We start from the raw sequence: 16,030 nt of genomic DNA on the forward strand, positions 1-16,030 counted from the left end.
AGGTGCCTCCGTAATCAGACCCTGGGTGTCAGATGGCCCGGTGTGCGGGTGCGCACAGATACTTCGCCGACCGACATGGCGGTTTCACCTTCGGGGCCGCGTACCAGCAACTGGCCGGTGGTGTTGACCCCGCAGGCAATACCGGCCTGTATAAGCCGGCCGTCGTCAATGATGTGAACATGTTGCCCGATTAAACCGTCGACGGCATGGTAGCGTTCGGGAAAATGTTCGAAACCATCGCGCGTGGCTTCATTAAATACCTGGTACCAGGCTTTGGCAATAGTCTGTACCAGGGCGGTAGCGGTGGCAGATCCTGCCTCGGCTGGGTCTGTGGCGGCAATTTCAGACCAGTCGGCGACAGAGCGGTCGAGCGACTGGCTCAGGGTGCGAGCGTCGTCAATGTTCAGACCCATACCGACAATAATGACATGATGGTCGCTCGATTGCCGTGCGGTACCGGCGCGCGTGCTTTCAACCAAAATGCCTGCCAGCTTGGCGTTGTCCCAAAGGACGTCATTGGGCCATTTCATGGTCAGGCGGTTACGGTGCGCCGGGCTGATGAACGTCCTGAGGGCCTCGCAGGTGGCCACGCCGGTCAGGGGGGAGAGCACCGGCAGGTGTCGGGCAGGCACAAAAATATCAAAAGCACACGAGAACATCAGGTTCGCCCCGCGACGATTTTGCCATGTGCGTCCGGCCCGGCCACGGCCTCGTTGCTGCAGGTGTGCGCCTTCTAGCCATGGGCGTGCATATATTTCGCTGGGTTCGCGTGCCAGGGCGACCAGATCGGCGTTGGTCGAGCCGGTTTCCTCGAGCCAGCGTACATACCGAAACGCCGGTAGCGCCTGGGTAAGCAGGGTTTGAAATGCGGCGGGTTCGGGGATTTTTGGGAATGGGCTCGACATAAAGATCTGGCTGTGCGGGGGCGGTGGGCTGCCGATTCGCGTTAAGCTTTATGGTTGATGCTGGGTGCAATGTTCAGCAAATAGCGGTAGTGTAAATCTTTAACGTAGCGGTTTATTTGTACTTTATGACAGAACGCAAAGAAACTTGGGTGGCGCAGGGGCAAGCCGGCGCCGTCGATTGTGTGGTCGAATGGCCCGAGGGGCCCGTTCAGGGCTGGGCGCTGGTCTTGCATCCGCACCCATTGCATGGGGGCGCCCGCGATAACAAGGTCGTTACTACTATTTCCCGTACCTGTCTGGCCCACGGCCTGGTGACAGTGCGCCCCAATTTTCGCGGGGTAGGTGCATCCGAAGGCAGTTTTGACCATGCCCGTGGCGAAACGGCCGACATGCTCCAGCTGGTCGAGCAGTTCCGGGCGGCTTACCCGCAGGCGTGCGTCGGGCACTGGGTGTTGGCGGGGTTCTCGTTTGGTACTTCAGTGGCTGCTCAACTGTATTCGGCGTTGCAAGGTGGGCATCAGCCCGACGCTGTTATTTTGGCCGGGCCGGCTGTCGAGCGCTTCAAGTTCCGCGACATCGCCTTGCCCGATCACACTGTGCTGATCCATGGCGAGGCCGACGAAGTTGTGCCGCTGGCAGAAGCCATGGAATTTGCGCGGGCACACAACTTGCCGGTAACGGTGATCCCTGATGCCTCTCATTTTTTTCACGGCAAGCTGCTTACCTTGAAAACATTGGTGCAACTGCGATTGCGGGCGCTGTAGCAAATGTTTGCGATTTGATCCCTACCGTTGCGTGAGCGGTGGCTGCCCGTGACTTGACCACTGCCTATAATGAACCTTTTGCCGTACAGGCGTTCAAAACGCCTGTTTTCAATCGATGGGTGTTTTATGTCTCTGATTTCCAGGTTGTATCGAAACGCGTTGCGTTTGGGTGGTTGCGCATTTCTGGGGGCGGCGCTGGCCATGTCTCCGGTGGCGGGTGCCCAGCAGGCGTCAGACGCCATGGTGGCCGACTTCTCCTCGATTCCAATGCCCGAGCTGGCCGCCAAGGCCTGGTTGACGCTCGATGCCAACAGTGGCCAGGTCATTGCGGCCGCCAACATTAATGAAAAAGTCGAGCCCGCGTCGCTGACCAAAATTATGGCGGCCTACGTAGTGTTTGATGCAATTGCCGAAGGGCGGTTGTCGCTCGACCAGAAAGTGTCCGTGTCCGAAGTGGCCTGGAAGACCGAAGGTTCGCGTATGTTTATCAACGTGAACTCACAGGTGTCGGTGGGCGAATTGCTTCAGGGCATGATCGTGCAGTCGGGCAATGACGCCACCGTCGCGCTGGCTGAGGCTGTTGCGGGCAGCGAAAGCGCCTTTGTCGCCCTGATGAACCAAGAGGCTCAGCGTCAGGGGTTGACCGGTACTTATTTCACCAATTCGCCAGGTTTGCCGCACCCTGAGCACATCACTACCGTGCGCGACCTGGGCATTCTGGCGCGCAATCTGGTGGTCGACTTTCCCCAGTATCTGCATTACTACAGCCAAAAAGAATACACCTATAACGACATTAAACAGCGTAACCGCAATCGTTTGCTATGGGTCGATGAAACTGTCGATGGCTTGAAAACAGGGCACACATCTTCGGCAGGGTATTGCCTGGTCACGACCGCGTTACGCGATGGCCGCCGTGTCATTACCGTGCTTGTGGGGGCGTCCAGCGATGCGGCACGCGCCGAAAACAGCCTCAAGCTGTTGAACTGGAGTTTCCAGAACTTCGATACGGTCAAGTTGTTCGGTGAAGATAAACCTGCGGTTCAGGCGCGCGTCTGGCAAGGTCAGGCTGAAACCGTGGCGCTGAGCCAACCCAAACCGTTGTGGGTAACAGTACCGCGCGGCAAGGCCGGCGACCTGACCCCCGTTGCCGAATATACCCAGCCGTTGATTGCTCCGCTGACTGCAGGCACGCAAGTGGGTACGGTGTCCTTGTCGCTTGATGGCGTTGTGTTGCGCCAGGCGCCATTGTTGGTCATGTCCGACGTCCCTGAGGCGGGTTTCATGGCGCGCATGGTCGATAAAATTAAGCTCATGTTCGAGTAAGACAGCAGGCTAAAATAGGCGTTTTTGTCTGCAGGTGCCTCATGATCCCCGACGTCGACAACGACAGCATTGTTTACCTTAACGGCCAGTATGTTCGGCTTGGCGATGCGAAAGTGTCGGTACTCGATCGGGGGTTTGTGTTCGGTGACGGCATATACGAAGTCGTGCCGGTTTACTCGGGCAAGCCGTTTCGCATGGCGCACCATATTGCCCGCCTGCAGCGCAGCCTGAAGGCAATCAGCATCCAGGTTGGGTTTACCGACGATCAATGGGCCGATTTATTCCTCGATATGATCGCCCGTACCGCGCCAGCGATGGCCGGCGTGTCTGAAAACGTCATGATTTATTTGCAGGTGACGCGTGGTGTCGCTAAACGAGACCACGCCTTCCCCGCCCACGCCACACCCACCATATTTTGTATGGTGTCGCCGTTCAAGCGGCCTGGCGCAGAGCAGCGCGAAAAGGGTTTGTCCACTATCTCAATCCCCGACGTCCGGTGGCTGCATTGCCATATCAAGTCGGTGTCCTTATTGGGTAATGTGTTGGCCAAGCAGGCCGCTGTCGAGGCTGGCGTCGACGAGGTTGTACAGTTTCGCGACGGGTTCTTGTCAGAAGGGGCTTCTACCAACATTTGGGTAGTGCGCAACGGCACTTTGCTTGCGCCCGAGCCCAATCACCTTATTCTTGAAGGTGTGCGCTATCGTTTCATCGAAAGCCTGGCGCAAAAAGCCGGTATTCCCTTCGAGGCGCGTCCTGTGTCGCGCACCGAAGTCGACACCGCCGACGAGCTCATGTTGTCGTCGGCGACCAAAGAAGTCTTGCCTATTGTCCTGCACGATGGTCGCCCGGTAGGCAGCGGCCGGCCCGGCCCCGTTTACGCGGCCTTGCGTGCCGCCTACGATCAAGTCCTCGAGGCACTCTAATGTCCATGCCTGAAATCCCCCCAGAACGTTCGCTGATCGAATACCCCAGTCAGTTTCCTATCAAAGTCATGGGCAAGTCTCATCCGGACTTCGCCCAAACCCTGGCGGCGGTTGTGCTCGAGTTCGACCCGGCCTTCGACCCGGCCACCGTAGAAATGCGGCCGAGTCGCAGCGGTAATTACATTGGCCTGACGTTCACTGTAACGGCCACATCCCGCGAGCAGCTCGACGGTTTGTATCGCGCCCTGCACGGGCATGCCATGGTGTCAGTTGTGCTGTGATCGCCGTCAAGTGGTGGCCGCATCGTCCGGTTCTCTACCAAGAAACCTTTGAAGCCATGAAGGCGTTCACGCATGCGCGTGACGCCCATACCCCCGATGAAATCTGGCTGGTCGAGCATTACCCCGTCTATACGCTGGGTCAGGCGGGCAAGCCGGAGCATGTTCTGAATCCTGGTGATATCCCCTTGGTCAAAAGTGACCGCGGCGGGCAGGTCACATATCATGGTCCTGGCCAAGTAGTGGCCTATTGTCTGGTCGATCTGCGTCGGTTGGGTATCTTTGTCAAAGAGTACGTTGAACTGCTCGAGGCCGTTGTCATCGGCGTGCTTGTTGATTACGGCCTTGTGCAGGCTTGTCGCAAAGCAGGGGCGCCTGGGGTGTATGTGCCTTGGCCTGTCGCGCCCGGTCTGTCCGCGACGGCCTCTGACGCCGAGCTTGCAAAAATTGCAGCGCTGGGCGTCAAGATCAGCCGGGGGTGCAGTTACCATGGCCTTGCACTTAACGTCGACATGAATCTGGCTCCTTTTTTAGGTATCAACCCCTGCGGCTACGCCGGTTTGCGCACGGTCGATATGGCAGCTTGTGGTGTGTCTGCAACGGTGCACGACGTTGGCGAGGCCTTGGCTGCCCGTTTGGTTACAGCCTTTCAAACCCTGCCTGCGCCATCACCAAAGCCCTGACGTAGCCGGGGAGATTAGGCCTTCGAAGGGCTCAGGCGCTAAAATAGGGTTTTTACCAATTCATGATGTCGCGACCTTTGTGTGTTGCGGCCCAGGAAGGTGTATGTCTACTCCAGATCAGGCCGTAGGCCGTACCGATACGGTTTACGATGCGACTCAAAAGCAAAAGTCCGAAGCTAAAACGTCGCGTATTCCCATCAAAATTATTCCGGCCGAGCGCCTGAAAAAACCTGACTGGATCCGCGTCAAGGCGGCGGCTCCCAGCTCGCGCTTTCACGACATCAAGCGTATTTTGCGCGAGCACAATCTGCATACTGTTTGCGAAGAGGCGTCCTGTCCTAACATTGGCGAGTGCTTTGGCAAGGGCACGGCCACATTCATGATTATGGGCGACAAGTGCACGCGTCGCTGCCCCTTCTGCGATGTCGGTCATGGTCGCCCCGATCCGCTTGATGTCAACGAACCAGAGAACCTTGCGCGCACTATTGCGGCGCTTAAGTTGTCGTACGTTGTGATTACGTCGGTCGATCGCGACGACCTGCGCGACGGCGGCGCGGCTCATTTTGTCGAGTGCATCCGCAAGGTTCGCGAGCTTTCACCCTCGACGCGTATCGAAATTCTGGTGCCCGATTTCCGAGCCCGCCTTGACCGCGCGCTGGGCATTCTAGATCAGGGCCCACCCGATGTCATGAACCATAACCTCGAGACCGTGCCCCGCCTGTACAAACAGGCCCGGCCGGGTTCCGACTATCATCATTCCCTCAAGCTGCTGTCCGAATTCAAGGCCAGGCATCCTGGCGTACCCACCAAGTCGGGTCTAATGCTTGGCTTGGGCGAAACCGATGAAGAAATCTTGCAGGTTATGCGCGATATGCGCGAGCACAATGTCGATATGATCACCATTGGCCAGTACTTGCAGCCGTCCGAGCATCACTTGCCCGTATTGCGCTACGTACACCCCGATACCTTCGCCATGTTCGAGCGCGAAGCCTATGCCATGGGGTTCAGTCATGCTGCGGTTGGCGCCATGGTGCGGTCGTCGTATCACGCCGACGAGCAGGCGCACGCGGCGGGTGTGGCTAGTTAATTCAATTGCACGCACGAAAGCCCGACGCCTTTGGTTAGGCGTCGGGCTTTTTAACGTTTGGCCTGCGGGTACTTTTACTTCAGGCGGCGTTTGGGGTTGAATTCGTTCACCCGGTCTCTGATGATGTTTGCAAACTGCCGAACGGCGGGGCTGCGCGGGGCGTCGCGTAGCCATAGCAGGCCCGGGGTGCGCACTGGGGTGGGGCTTTGAAGCGGGAGTACCGCTACCTCATCGCCCCATAGCCCGTATTCCGAAATAATCGCGGCGGCATCCGTCATGGTCACGAATTCCAACATGGGTACGACGGCATTCATCTCGGCCACTACAACAGGCTGCGCGTTGGCCATCTCGAAGCAATCCTCCAGCAAAGCGCGGGTTGAAAAAGACTGTGGCAACAGCACCATTTTTTGCTTGTGCAGCTCGGCCATGCGCACGAACCGGCGCTTGGCAAACATGTGGTGCTTGCCCACCACCAGGCGCATCTCCTCGTTGTACAGAGGTTCGAACTGTAATTGGGCGGTGTTTTCGGGCTTGTATGTAATCCCGAAATCAAGATTGCCGGCCAACAGTTCTCGGGCCACGATGTCGCCAGGCAGCTCGGTGACCTGCACTGACACCGATGGGTGCTGCGCCACAAACATCGATACGCTACGGGGAATAATCCGCATATTGAACGTGTGTGTCGTCCCGACCCTAACCACGCCGCTAAGTTCGTTCGACGTGTCGCGAACGGTTTTCATCCCTTCCTCTACCTCGCGCAGTGCGCGCTGGGCATGTTCCAGGAAGGCCTCGCCGCGTTCAGTCATCACGACGCGTTTGCCGATGCGCGAGAAAAGCTGGCAGGATAACTCTTCTTCCAGTTGCTTGATCTGGTGTGATAGTGTTGATTGCGTAACGTGAACTTTCTCGGCGGCTTGCGTAAAACTGAGTTGTTCGGCCAGGGCAACAAAATAGCGTAGGTGTCTGAGTTCCATACAAAGCCTTGTAGTAATGAGCGTTTTCAATCGATGCTGTCGATCGTTTTTTAATGGAAAACTTCATTTTCATTCATGCAAAGCACAAAGTAAACTCGTCTCACTGTGCCGAAATGGCGCTGCAAAAGCCCATGGCACCCCACCCCGGAGGAACACCACCCAGCACGACCCAACCTGCAACCAATTGCACGTCTTGCACACTTTAAAAAATTCAAGGTCACAGGCAGTAAATAACGAAGCGGTACAAGCCGCCTCAGATATTCAATGACATTGGGAGGAGACCCAAATGACCACACGACGTCAGTTCAACAAGTTAGCCGCCATGGCCGCAGCAGGCCTGGCCGCACCCGCAATTATTTCGCGCAAGGCTTACGCCAGCGACAAGCCCATTCGTATCGGGGCCAGTGTGTCGTTAACGGGGCCGTTGGCCAGTACTCGCGCCGGCCAGATCGGTTACGAACTCTGGCGCGACGACGTTAACGCCGCCGGTGGCCTGTTGGGTCGCAAGGTCGAATTCGTCATCTACGACGATCAAAGCAGCGCGTCCAACGTCCCCGCCATCTATTCAAAACTGGTTGACGTCGATAAGGTTGATGTCCTGATTTCGCCTTATGGCGCCAATCTGTCGGCTCCGCTGATGCCCTTTATTCGTCAGCGCAACCAGTTTATGGTCGGTATGTTTGCCCTAGCTGGCAACGACCGTGCGCGCCACGATAAATACTTTCACGCCTGCCCCTGGGGCCCTAACTCGATGTTGGGATGGGCGCGAGGGTTCTTCGATCTGGCCAAGTCCATCAACGCCAAAAAAATTGCCATCATCAACTCCGACCTTGAATTCTCGGCCAGCGCGGCCCAGGGTGGGGCCCAGGTGGCTAAAGAGTACGGGATGGAAGTGGTCATGAACCAAAGCTATCCACCCAATACCAGCGATTTCTCTGCCATTTTGCGCAACATTAACGCCGCCAACCCCGACGCGGTTTTTGTTTGCTCGTATCCGGCCGACAGCGCGGCCATCATCCGCGGCGTCAAAGAAATCGGCATTTCCGATTCGGTACAAATTTTTGGCGGGTCGATGATTGGCCCGCAGTATGGTTCGTTGCTAGGCTCGTTAGGCCAAGACCTCAACGGTCTGGTCAACATTACCACCTTCGTACCCGAGCCCACGCTTAAAACGCCGGCCATCGACAGCTTCTTCAGCCGATACGTGCCTAAAGCACAGGCCGAAAGCCTCGATCCCTTGGGCTTCTATATCCCGCCGTTCTACTACGTGGCTGGGCAAATCGTCGAGGCCGGTATCAAGGGCTCGCAGTCGGTCGATCACGCCAAAATGGCCCAGTATCTGCATGCCAACCCTATCGACACACTGGTGGGCAAAGTGGCCTTCAACGAACTGGGCGACTGGACAGAGCGACGCACCCTCATGATCCAGGTGCAGGGCGTAAAAGGCAACGATATCAATCAGTTCCGCGAACCCGGTCGTCAGGTCATTCTCGACCCGTCGTCGCTCAAGTCGGGCGAGCTGATCACGCCTTATAACAAGGCACGCCAGGGCTAATTCTGCCCTCTGCCATTCTTTAACCTTCACGTACGACCGGCCCCTCTCGGGGCCGGCCGGTGGGGCATTGCAGCATGACGTCAACCTTAGACATCTTCTTTAACGCCATTTCAACCGGGGTGTTGTTGGGCAGCATTTATGCTGCTGTCGCCCTGGGGTTGGCTATTACCTTTGGTATTTTGCACATTCCCAATGTGGCGCACCCCACGTTGGTAATTGTCGGCGCCTATTTTGTGGTGTTGCTGGGACAGTGGGGAGTCGACCCTTTACTTGCCGCGCTTATCGGGCTTCCTGTGTTCTACGTGTTCGGGATGCTCTTATATACGTTTTACTCGCAAGCCTTCGAGCGACGAGGGCAAGTCAACACTTTGCAAAGCCTGACCTTGTTCTTCGGGCTGTCGCTGGTGATTGAAATTGCCATTGCCTTGCTGTTCGGCTCCGAGCTCAAGTCGGTCAGTGCGCCATACATTGGCACCAGCCTTAATTTGGGTGTTTTTACGCTGCCCTATCGCCTGCTGATTCCTGCGTTGCTGGCACCCATCATGATTGCGTTGCTCTGGATGTATTTCACCAAAACAAATTCAGGCACAGCCATTCGCGCAGTGGCACACGATGATCGTGCCCTGTCTATTGCGGGTATCGACCCAGCCTGGATCAAACGTCATGCCTTTGGTATTGCCACGGCTACAGCCGTGGTGGGCGGGGTTGCCCTGGTCATGATGGGGCCTGTTGATCCGTTCAGCGGCCGTTTCCAAATCGGCCGGGTATTTGCCATTGTGGTTCTGGCCGGCATGGGGTCCATTCCTGGCACCCTGGTCGTGGCCATCATGATCGGCATTGCCGAGTCGTTTGTCTCAGCCTACCTTACGCCGTCGTGGTCTCCTGGCGTCGCCTTCGCGATTTTGCTGTTAGCCCTGGCGTTTCGTCCCCAAGGTTTATTCGGAGCTTCACGATGAAACGCAACAACCTTATTTTTACGATCGCCGCTGTGGCCGTCATTGTGGCCGGCTTTTTAGCGCCGTCCATTGTTACTAATCCGTTCTATTTCTTTGCCGGCTACGTCATTGTTCAGTACATCGCCATATCCACGGGCTGGAACGTCTTGGGGGGTTACGCGGGGTATATCAACTTTGGGGCCGCTGCCTTTTTCGGACTTGGGGTGTATATCTCGGCGTTCCTGTTTAACGTGTTCGAGATCCCTTTATGGCTGGGTATTTTGTGTGCTGCGGGCGCTGGTGCATTGCTGGGGCTGGGCATGGGGTACCTTACGCTGCAGATCCAGGGGGTTTATTTCGCGATTGCCACGCTGGGTTTGGTTATTGTGCTTGAAACCATTATCCATAATATCCCCGGTATGGGCGGGGCGCGCGGCATGGCCGTATATGGCCCGCCGCCACCCGACTGGTCGGGCGGCCCAGTGCAGTACATTTTTCTGGTCATGCTTATCGTCGCCGTCATCAGCGTCGCGCTAGCCCGCTGGATAGAGCTTTCCTGGGTGGGGCGCGGGCTACGGGCCGTGCGCGCCAGCGAAGATGCCGCCGAGTGTTCGGGGGTGCCTACGTTGCGTCTGAAGTTGCTGGCATGTACCGTTAGTGGAGCCATATTGGGTGCGGCCGGTGCGCCGTTCCCGTTCTACACGTCGTTTGTCGAACCGGTCACCGCGTTTAGCCTGCTTATTGGCCTTAACGCAATTGCCATGCCGCTTATTGGCGGTACTCGCAGTTGGCTTGGGCCGGTTATTGGTGCAATTTTGTTGGCATCTGTACAGCAAATTGCGACGGTCACCATTTCATCCGAACTTAATATTCTGTTTGTCGGTCTGGTTCTGATCGCCTTCGTTGCGCTGGCGCCCAACGGTATTCTTGGCCTGGCCAAACGCAAATCCGGAGGTGCACGATGACATCGCCCGCCCTTTCTTTACGCGGCATCGAAAAATCTTTCGGTGTATTCAAGGCGCTAGGGCCAGTCGACCTCGACCTGATGCAAGGCGAGCGTCTGGGTATCATTGGCCCTAATGGCGCGGGTAAAACAACCCTCATTAACTGCATTACCGGCGTGTTACGTCCAGACCAGGGGTCGGTTCAGTTCATGGGCAAAGATATCAGCAACGTGCCGCCGTTCGAGCGTGCCCGTATGGGGATATCGCGCAGTTTTCAGATTCCCCGCCCCTTTATTGGCATGAGCGTCCTCGAAAATCTGCTGGTGCCGCTCGATTACAAGCCTGCAGTTCACAATAAAGAAGAGCGCGCCTTGCAGTTGCTCAAGTCCGTCAATTTGCATCAAAGGGCGTTCGACCCATCGGGTGATCTATCGCAGCTCGAGCTGCGCAAGCTTGAATTGGCGCGCGCCCTGGCCAGCGACCCCAAAGTGCTGATCGCAGACGAAGCCATGGCGGGCTTGTCAGATACCGAAATTGACGAAGTGCTGGAAATCTTGATGCGCCTGAATGCGTCCGGGGTGGCCATCATCATGATCGAGCACATTATGCATGCGGTCATGCGCTTCTCGCAGCGCGTGGTTTGCTTCGACACTGGTTTGCTGATTGCGGCCGGTACGGCAGACGAAATCGCCAACAATACAACCGTTCAAAAGGTGTACTTCGGTGAACAGACTCATCATTGAAAACCTCAGCGCCGGTTACGGCGCCGTGCCGGTGTTGCACGACGTTTCGCTTGAGGTCAACGAGGCCGAACTGGTGGCTCTGCTGGGCACCAATGGCAATGGCAAAAGCACGCTGCTGAACTGCGTTATGGGGTTTGTAAAGCCCAGTAAAGGGCGCATTTTGCTCGAATGGGACGGCGTGACCACCAACCTTACCGACTTGCCCCCGCACGAAATCGTGCGCAGGGGGCTGTCGATTGTGCCCGAGGGCCGCCGCTTGGTGCCGACGCTTTCGGTAGAAGACAATTTACGCTTGGCTGGCAGTAACCCCATGGTGCGCGATCAGCTCGAAAAGAACTTGTCGTTCTGCTATGAAACATTTCCGATCTTGCAAGAGCGCCGGCGCCAGCTGGCGGGCAGCATGAGCGGCGGCCAGCAGCAATTACTGGCTATTGCTCGCTGTCTCATGACGGCACCGAAAGTCATTGTCATCGATGAGCCTTCTGTCGGGTTGGCGCCCATTATTGTGGGGCAGGTCATTGATACCATCAAAGCGCTGCAACAAAGCACCAACCTCACCATTCTTATGGCAGAACAAAGCTTTTTCCAGGCCATCAGCGTTGCGTCACGGGCCTACGTGTTGGCCCATGGCCGGATCACACGCCACTTTAACGATGCAGCAGCTATCGACCACGATGAACTGCGTCGGGCAATGCTGGGGGCGGGACACTAAGTCTTGCTCTCTTTTTCTGCGTAATAACAAAAGCCCGGCCTTATGAATATTAAGGCCGGGCTTTTTTAAAGCGAGATAGGGCGGCGACTACACGTCAGACCCAGAACCGGTAGAGGGCGGTTTTTGCCCCAGCGTTGCTCGAATCGGGCCAAGAATGTCGTCATTGTGCTCACCGAGTACAGGCGGCGGCACGACAGATTTAGCGTGCTCGCCGTCGAAGTTCACAGGCGGGCGCACTGTGCGAAACAGCCCCATTTCAGGGTGCTGCCCCGACACTAAGATTTCAAGATGCTTGGCCTGTGGGTCTTCCAGTGCTTCGCTGGGGTCGTACATCGGGGCATGCGGTACGTCTTGTGCCAGCAAGCGTTCGCACCAGGCGTTGCGGTCTTTGGTGATAAAAATTTCCGACAGCACCTTGATCAGCGTTTCTTGATGCTGGATACGGGCGTTCCGGTCGCAAAAGCGTGGGTCTTCGAACAGGTTGGGGCGTTCGATGGCATTGGCCAGGCCCTGCCAGAACTTTTCGGGAGACGACATGTGCAACGCAAGCCATTTGCCGTCTTTACATTTCATGACATACGACTGCGAGACGCTGGGGCGACTGTAAGGGCCCATGACTTCGCCGACCGAATAAAAATGAGTGAACGCGTCAAGGTTGAAGTGGCACATGGCTTCGAGCATCGATACTTCTACGGTGCTACCTACGCCTGTTCGGCCGCGGTCGAACAGGGCGCCCAAAATGCCATACGCTGCATAGAAGCCGGTAATGGCATCTGCCAACGCGGGCCCTACAACGCGGGGGTTCTCGGGGTTAATCAGCAAGCCAAGAAAGCCGCTGGCGGCTTGTGCGACCGAGTCATACGCCGGACGCGATGCCGATGGGCCTGTTTGGCCAAAACCGCTGATCGAGCAATACACCAGGCGCGGGTTGATATCGCGCAGGCGTCCTTCGCCTACGCCGAGCCTGTCTGCGGCGCCTGGGCGAAAGTTCTGTATGTAAACGTCGGCGCTGCGAACGAGTTCGTCCATGACCGCGAGGTCGTCTTTGTCTTTTGTGTTCAGCGTAACGCTGCGTTTATTGCGGTTATAGGTTTGGTAGTGCGGGCTGTACAGGCCGCCCTTGAAGGCCCGGAACGGATCGCCGCTGCCGGGTTGTTCAACTTTGATGACATCGGCGCCCAAGTCGGCCAGCAGCATGCCGGCTGCCGGGCCGGTAATGAACGTTCCCTGGTCCAATACACGAATGCCTTCCAGAACTTTTTTCATGGTCTTTGCTCCGGGCAAAAAGAGGCCCTGGGCGTACGAGAACGCCCAAAAGGGTCATGTTTCGAGAAGTCTTTAGAAAATGTGTTTTAAGTCGATAAGCCGTCGGTGCTTAGTCGCCGGGGACAAAGCCGGGCGGGGCTTCGCCTGTGTACTCGACGTGTCGAGTGGCCTGGTACGACAGTGCAAACCCTATGGGGTGCTGATTGGCCTCTTCAACCAAGTGACCGATCAAGCCGGCTGTTCGGGCCAGAATAGGCACACCTTTCAGCCCGGCCAGCGGGAACCCGATGCCCAACAAGACAGCCGGGATAGCTGCAGATACATTCAGCATGAGTGACTTGCCTACGATGTCGGGGATGACCTTTTCGACAGCTTCGGCAAGGTTCACATAAGTCATGTCGGCGCCGGCTTCGGCAGCGACCCGGAACAGAGCGCTGACGCGGGGGTCGCGGCTTTTGTGCAAGGGGTGCCCGTAACCGGGAATGGCACGTCGTGCCTGACGCAGTTCGGTTACGGCTTCGCGTGCTGCCGATTCGAATTGGTCGGGGTTGCCGTTGGCGCGCTTTCGGATGTCTTCCAGAAATTGGCCGCAGCTTTCAGAGGCGCCCAAAATGACCGAGCCGCAGCCCAGAATGCCTGCCGCAACGGCGCCTTGCAGGGCGTCGGGGGCCGCGGCAAGTGTCATGCGGCTGGCTTGCACGCTGGGCACCAGCCCGTGCTCGGCGATGGCCACCAGTGTGGCATTAAGCACGGCCGACTGCGTGGGATTAGGCATTTTGCCGGTAACCAGCAAATGGAAGTAGTCGCCGAATGAGGCTTTGCCGATCAGTTCTTCTGCCAGGTCTTTGCCCCGGACAATAATGGTGTCAGGGTTTGAGGTGCAAATAGCCGTGCGAGGAACAGTTTCTTTACCAATTTTCATGGTTAACCTTTGTTGTTTCGTGCCTGCGGTTTACGCGGTCTTCAGCTTTTCGACTTCGGACAATGGGGCTAACTGAAAGTCGTAGTGACAGGTGTAGTACGGCACGGTTTGGGTGTCGCCTGCGGGGGTTGTGCCGGGCTCGTGAGGGATGTAGTCAACGATCAGGCCGTCTTTAACGCCAAACACCGTGTCGGTGTCGAGATAGGGCGAGTCGGACGGGAAGATGTGCGTCACGATGGTTTTGTGGCCCGGGGCGCGCAAAATAAAGTGCATATGGCCGGGGCGGTTGGGGTGGCGCCCCATGGCGTCGAGCATGGAGCCCACTGGCCCATCGGACGGTACCGGGTAAAAAGACGGTTTGATCGACCAGAACCAGAATTTGCCGTCTTTCCCGGTGGTTAAAACCGCACGGGCGCGCATTTCGTCGCTGCCCAGTTGCATGTCGTAGTTGCCTTCTCCGTCGCCAGACCAGATGTCGAGCGTCGCGCCTTCGACGGGACTGCCGTCGAGCGAGGTGACAATGCCCGAGTACAGGCAGGGTTCGCCCACAATGCCTTCGGCAATATTTGCGCCCATGGGTTTGTGAGGGGCACCTTCCCAATAGTAAGGGCCCAGCACGGTTTGTTCGGTGGCGCCTTCGGGCAGGCGGTTATTGATGGCGTCGACCAGGATCGACACACCCAGTGTGTCGGACAGCAGGATGAACTCTTGACGTTTGTCGGTGCAGGTTTGGCCGGTTTTGGTCAGAAACTGGATGGCGGTCATCCATTCTTCTTCGGTGAGTTGAACGTCGCGGATGAAGTCGTGTAGATGGTGGATCAAAGAAGTCATCACTTGACCAAAGCGCTCGTTTTTAGGCGTCATGCGGTCGATGGCTTCTTGGGTGATCGTAAATTCTCTGGATGTCATGCGGTGTCTCCCGTGGTGCCGGGCTGTGGTTCAGCCGGTCTTTTGATAAGTTACGGAAGAGTGTACCGTTGGGTCTCCATGAATGAAAATGAAGTTTTTATCTACAAATTAATCGATGCTGTCGATGATCTAAGTAAAAAAATGCTCACGGTGCGTGTGCGCCCGTGAGCTTGGACAGGGAGTGTGCCCGGCGGTTTTGGCTTAAGAGGTCGCGTCGCGATTCCAGAGGGTGTCTTGCCGGTTCAGGGTGCGGGCGAGCACGAAGCACAGGTCGGACAGCCGATTAAGGTACTGGCGCAGCGGGGCATTGATGGGTTCGTGGTTGTGCAGGGTAATGACGGCGCGTTCGGCACGCCGCGAGACGGTGCGGGCCAGGTGCGCCAGCGCAGCCGGTCGGTTTCCACCTGGCAAAATAAATTCTTTTAAAGGGGGCAACTGTGCGTTGTAGTGCTTCAGGGCCTCGTCGAGCGCCAGCACGTGTTCGTTATTGATGGCGTTGTGCCCCGGGATGCAAAGCTCGGCCCCCATATCAAACAAATGATTCTGGATGCTTGCCAGAAGAGTGTCTACCGGCGCGGGCAGCGGTTCGCAACGCCACAAGCCGATAACGCTGTTCAGTTCGTCGACGTCGCCCAATGCTGCAACACGTGGCGCGCCTTTTTCTATGCGGCTGCCGTCGCCCAAGCTAGTGGTGCCGTCGTCGCCGGTACGGGTCGCAATTACAGATAAACGGTGGGTCATGATTTTATCGGGGTGAACAAGGTTGATACTATAACGTTTTACAACGGAGGAAACCGATGAGCCATTGCAATCGTAGCGTGTCAGCCGGTGTATTGGCGGCGTTGGCGCTGCCCGTAGCGGCTTACGTAACGCCGGTAGCCGCCCAAGAGGCCAGTGCATCGGGCGAGGTGCGTAAGATCGATGCTGCCGAGGGCAAAATCATGATCAAACATGGGGCCATTGCCGACCTGAACCTTCCTGCCATGACGCTGGCCTATCGTATTGACCCGGCTTTGCTGGCGGGCATTGCGCCGGGCGACAAAGTATCTTTTACGGCTCGCCGTCAAGACGGCCAATACATTATTGTCAAAATCAGTAAATAGTCAG

Annotated in this window: 18 protein-coding genes; 12 read left to right on the top strand and 6 right to left on the bottom strand. The window is 57.0% G+C overall.

The genetic code is table 11. The features are described 5' to 3' along the window. Positions 1–14 precede the first annotated feature (14 nt). Positions 15–905 carry a biotin--[acetyl-CoA-carboxylase] ligase gene (locus tag CHR62_RS06030; protein ID WP_123660355.1) on the bottom strand — a complete coding sequence of 297 codons (891 nt, stop codon included), beginning with the start codon at positions 903–905 and terminating at the stop codon, positions 15–17. 125 nt (positions 906–1,030) lie between these two features. Here CHR62_RS06030 and CHR62_RS06035 point away from each other — a divergent pair, with 125 nt between their 5' ends. From CHR62_RS06035 to lipA, 6 genes are all read left to right on the top strand, one after another. Next, on the top strand, positions 1,031–1,669 hold the full coding sequence (locus CHR62_RS06035; RefSeq protein ID WP_123660356.1) for an alpha/beta hydrolase: 639 nt from the start codon (positions 1,031–1,033) through the stop codon (positions 1,667–1,669). Positions 1,670–1,795: 126 nt separating this feature from the next. Next, complete coding sequence (locus CHR62_RS06040; protein WP_093970949.1) at positions 1,796–2,992, top strand: D-alanyl-D-alanine carboxypeptidase family protein; 1,197 nt, start codon at positions 1,796–1,798, stop codon at positions 2,990–2,992. A 41-nt stretch (positions 2,993–3,033) separates the two neighbouring features. Beyond that, positions 3,034–3,915 (top strand): D-amino acid aminotransferase, encoded by an 882-nt coding sequence (locus tag CHR62_RS06045; RefSeq protein WP_123660357.1) that lies wholly within the window; start codon positions 3,034–3,036, stop codon positions 3,913–3,915. Positions 3,916–3,920: 5 nt separating this feature from the next. Continuing rightward, positions 3,921–4,196: a DUF493 family protein gene (locus tag CHR62_RS06050; protein WP_093971018.1), complete on the top strand. Its 276-nt coding sequence runs from the start codon at positions 3,921–3,923 to the stop codon at positions 4,194–4,196. Further along, entirely contained in the window at positions 4,193–4,876 is a 684-nt protein-coding gene (lipB, locus tag CHR62_RS06055) for a lipoyl(octanoyl) transferase LipB (RefSeq protein ID WP_093970951.1), read from the top strand. The genes CHR62_RS06050 and lipB overlap by 4 nt, the downstream gene beginning before the upstream one ends. Positions 4,877–4,979: 103 nt before the next feature. Then, a complete protein-coding gene (lipA, locus tag CHR62_RS06060; protein ID WP_093970952.1) occupies positions 4,980–5,963 on the top strand; it encodes a lipoyl synthase in 984 nt (327 codons plus the stop codon). A 74-nt stretch (positions 5,964–6,037) separates the two neighbouring features. Here lipA and CHR62_RS06065 read toward each other — a convergent pair whose 3' ends face one another. After that, positions 6,038–6,937, bottom strand: coding sequence for a LysR substrate-binding domain-containing protein (locus CHR62_RS06065; protein WP_093970953.1), 900 nt, complete (start codon positions 6,935–6,937; stop codon positions 6,038–6,040). Between the two features lie 286 nt (positions 6,938–7,223). Between CHR62_RS06065 and CHR62_RS06070 the strand changes: the two genes are divergently transcribed. From CHR62_RS06070 to CHR62_RS06090, 5 genes are all read left to right on the top strand, one after another. Beyond that, positions 7,224–8,492 carry an amino acid ABC transporter substrate-binding protein gene (locus CHR62_RS06070; RefSeq protein ID WP_093970954.1) on the top strand — a complete coding sequence of 423 codons (1,269 nt, stop codon included), beginning with the start codon at positions 7,224–7,226 and terminating at the stop codon, positions 8,490–8,492. A gap of 74 nt (positions 8,493–8,566) precedes the next feature. After that, positions 8,567–9,448: a branched-chain amino acid ABC transporter permease gene (locus CHR62_RS06075; RefSeq protein WP_093970955.1), complete on the top strand. Its 882-nt coding sequence runs from the start codon at positions 8,567–8,569 to the stop codon at positions 9,446–9,448. Continuing rightward, the gene (locus tag CHR62_RS06080) at positions 9,445–10,392 is read left to right on the top strand and encodes a branched-chain amino acid ABC transporter permease (protein WP_093970956.1); all 948 of its coding nucleotides are present in this window, start codon (positions 9,445–9,447) and stop codon (positions 10,390–10,392) included. The genes CHR62_RS06075 and CHR62_RS06080 overlap by 4 nt, the downstream gene beginning before the upstream one ends. Beyond that, positions 10,389–11,114 (top strand): ABC transporter ATP-binding protein, encoded by a 726-nt coding sequence (locus tag CHR62_RS06085; RefSeq protein ID WP_093970957.1) that lies wholly within the window; start codon positions 10,389–10,391, stop codon positions 11,112–11,114. The genes CHR62_RS06080 and CHR62_RS06085 overlap by 4 nt, the downstream gene beginning before the upstream one ends. Next, entirely contained in the window at positions 11,095–11,826 is a 732-nt protein-coding gene (locus tag CHR62_RS06090; RefSeq protein WP_093970958.1) for an ABC transporter ATP-binding protein, read from the top strand. The genes CHR62_RS06085 and CHR62_RS06090 overlap by 20 nt, the downstream gene beginning before the upstream one ends. An 87-nt stretch (positions 11,827–11,913) precedes the next feature. Here the strand turns inward: CHR62_RS06090 and CHR62_RS06095 are convergent, their stop codons facing one another. The 4 genes from CHR62_RS06095 to CHR62_RS06110 form a co-directional block, all read right to left on the bottom strand. Then, the gene (locus tag CHR62_RS06095; protein ID WP_123660358.1) at positions 11,914–13,092 is read right to left on the bottom strand and encodes a CaiB/BaiF CoA-transferase family protein; all 1,179 of its coding nucleotides are present in this window, start codon (positions 13,090–13,092) and stop codon (positions 11,914–11,916) included. A gap of 109 nt (positions 13,093–13,201) precedes the next feature. After that, positions 13,202–14,014: a citryl-CoA lyase gene (locus CHR62_RS06100; RefSeq protein ID WP_123660359.1), complete on the bottom strand. Its 813-nt coding sequence runs from the start codon at positions 14,012–14,014 to the stop codon at positions 13,202–13,204. Between the two features lie 30 nt (positions 14,015–14,044). Beyond that, entirely contained in the window at positions 14,045–14,923 is an 879-nt protein-coding gene (locus CHR62_RS06105; protein WP_093970961.1) for a dioxygenase, read from the bottom strand. Between the two features lie 201 nt (positions 14,924–15,124). Continuing rightward, on the bottom strand, positions 15,125–15,664 hold the full coding sequence (locus CHR62_RS06110; RefSeq protein WP_123660360.1) for a cob(I)yrinic acid a,c-diamide adenosyltransferase: 540 nt from the start codon (positions 15,662–15,664) through the stop codon (positions 15,125–15,127). 56 nt (positions 15,665–15,720) lie between these two features. On the opposite strand from CHR62_RS06110, the gene CHR62_RS06115 reads away from it, so the two are divergent. Beyond that, positions 15,721–16,026 (top strand): copper-binding protein, encoded by a 306-nt coding sequence (locus CHR62_RS06115; RefSeq protein ID WP_093970963.1) that lies wholly within the window; start codon positions 15,721–15,723, stop codon positions 16,024–16,026. Positions 16,027–16,030: the final 4 nt, after the last annotated feature.

Source organism: Pusillimonas sp. NJUB218, from assembly GCF_003788685.1.
GTDB lineage: Bacteria > Pseudomonadota > Gammaproteobacteria > Burkholderiales > Burkholderiaceae_B > Neopusillimonas.

Bases quoted from the DNA above. Each gene is read 5' to 3' on its own strand.
- CHR62_RS06110 (WP_123660360.1), bottom strand. From the start codon at position 15,664: ATGACCCACCGTTTATCTGTAATTGCGACCCGTACCGGCGACGACGGC.
- CHR62_RS06070 (WP_093970954.1), top strand. From the start codon at position 7,224: ATGACCACACGACGTCAGTTCAACAAGTTAGCCGCCATGGCCGCAGCA.
- CHR62_RS06075 (WP_093970955.1), top strand. From the start codon at position 8,567: ATGACGTCAACCTTAGACATCTTCTTTAACGCCATTTCAACCGGGGTG.
- CHR62_RS06100 (WP_123660359.1), bottom strand. From the start codon at position 14,014: ATGAAAATTGGTAAAGAAACTGTTCCTCGCACGGCTATTTGCACCTCA.
- CHR62_RS06040 (WP_093970949.1), top strand. From the start codon at position 1,796: ATGTCTCTGATTTCCAGGTTGTATCGAAACGCGTTGCGTTTGGGTGGT.
- CHR62_RS06035 (WP_123660356.1), top strand. From the start codon at position 1,031: ATGACAGAACGCAAAGAAACTTGGGTGGCGCAGGGGCAAGCCGGCGCC.
- CHR62_RS06085 (WP_093970957.1), top strand. From the start codon at position 10,389: ATGACATCGCCCGCCCTTTCTTTACGCGGCATCGAAAAATCTTTCGGT.
- CHR62_RS06115 (WP_093970963.1), top strand. From the start codon at position 15,721: ATGAGCCATTGCAATCGTAGCGTGTCAGCCGGTGTATTGGCGGCGTTG.
- CHR62_RS06045 (WP_123660357.1), top strand. From the start codon at position 3,034: ATGATCCCCGACGTCGACAACGACAGCATTGTTTACCTTAACGGCCAG.
- lipA (WP_093970952.1), top strand. From the start codon at position 4,980: ATGTCTACTCCAGATCAGGCCGTAGGCCGTACCGATACGGTTTACGAT.
- CHR62_RS06095 (WP_123660358.1), bottom strand. From the start codon at position 13,092: ATGAAAAAAGTTCTGGAAGGCATTCGTGTATTGGACCAGGGAACGTTC.
- CHR62_RS06065 (WP_093970953.1), bottom strand. From the start codon at position 6,937: ATGGAACTCAGACACCTACGCTATTTTGTTGCCCTGGCCGAACAACTC.
- CHR62_RS06080 (WP_093970956.1), top strand. From the start codon at position 9,445: ATGAAACGCAACAACCTTATTTTTACGATCGCCGCTGTGGCCGTCATT.
- CHR62_RS06030 (WP_123660355.1), bottom strand. From the start codon at position 905: ATGTCGAGCCCATTCCCAAAAATCCCCGAACCCGCCGCATTTCAAACC.
- CHR62_RS06050 (WP_093971018.1), top strand. From the start codon at position 3,921: ATGCCTGAAATCCCCCCAGAACGTTCGCTGATCGAATACCCCAGTCAG.
- CHR62_RS06105 (WP_093970961.1), bottom strand. From the start codon at position 14,923: ATGACATCCAGAGAATTTACGATCACCCAAGAAGCCATCGACCGCATG.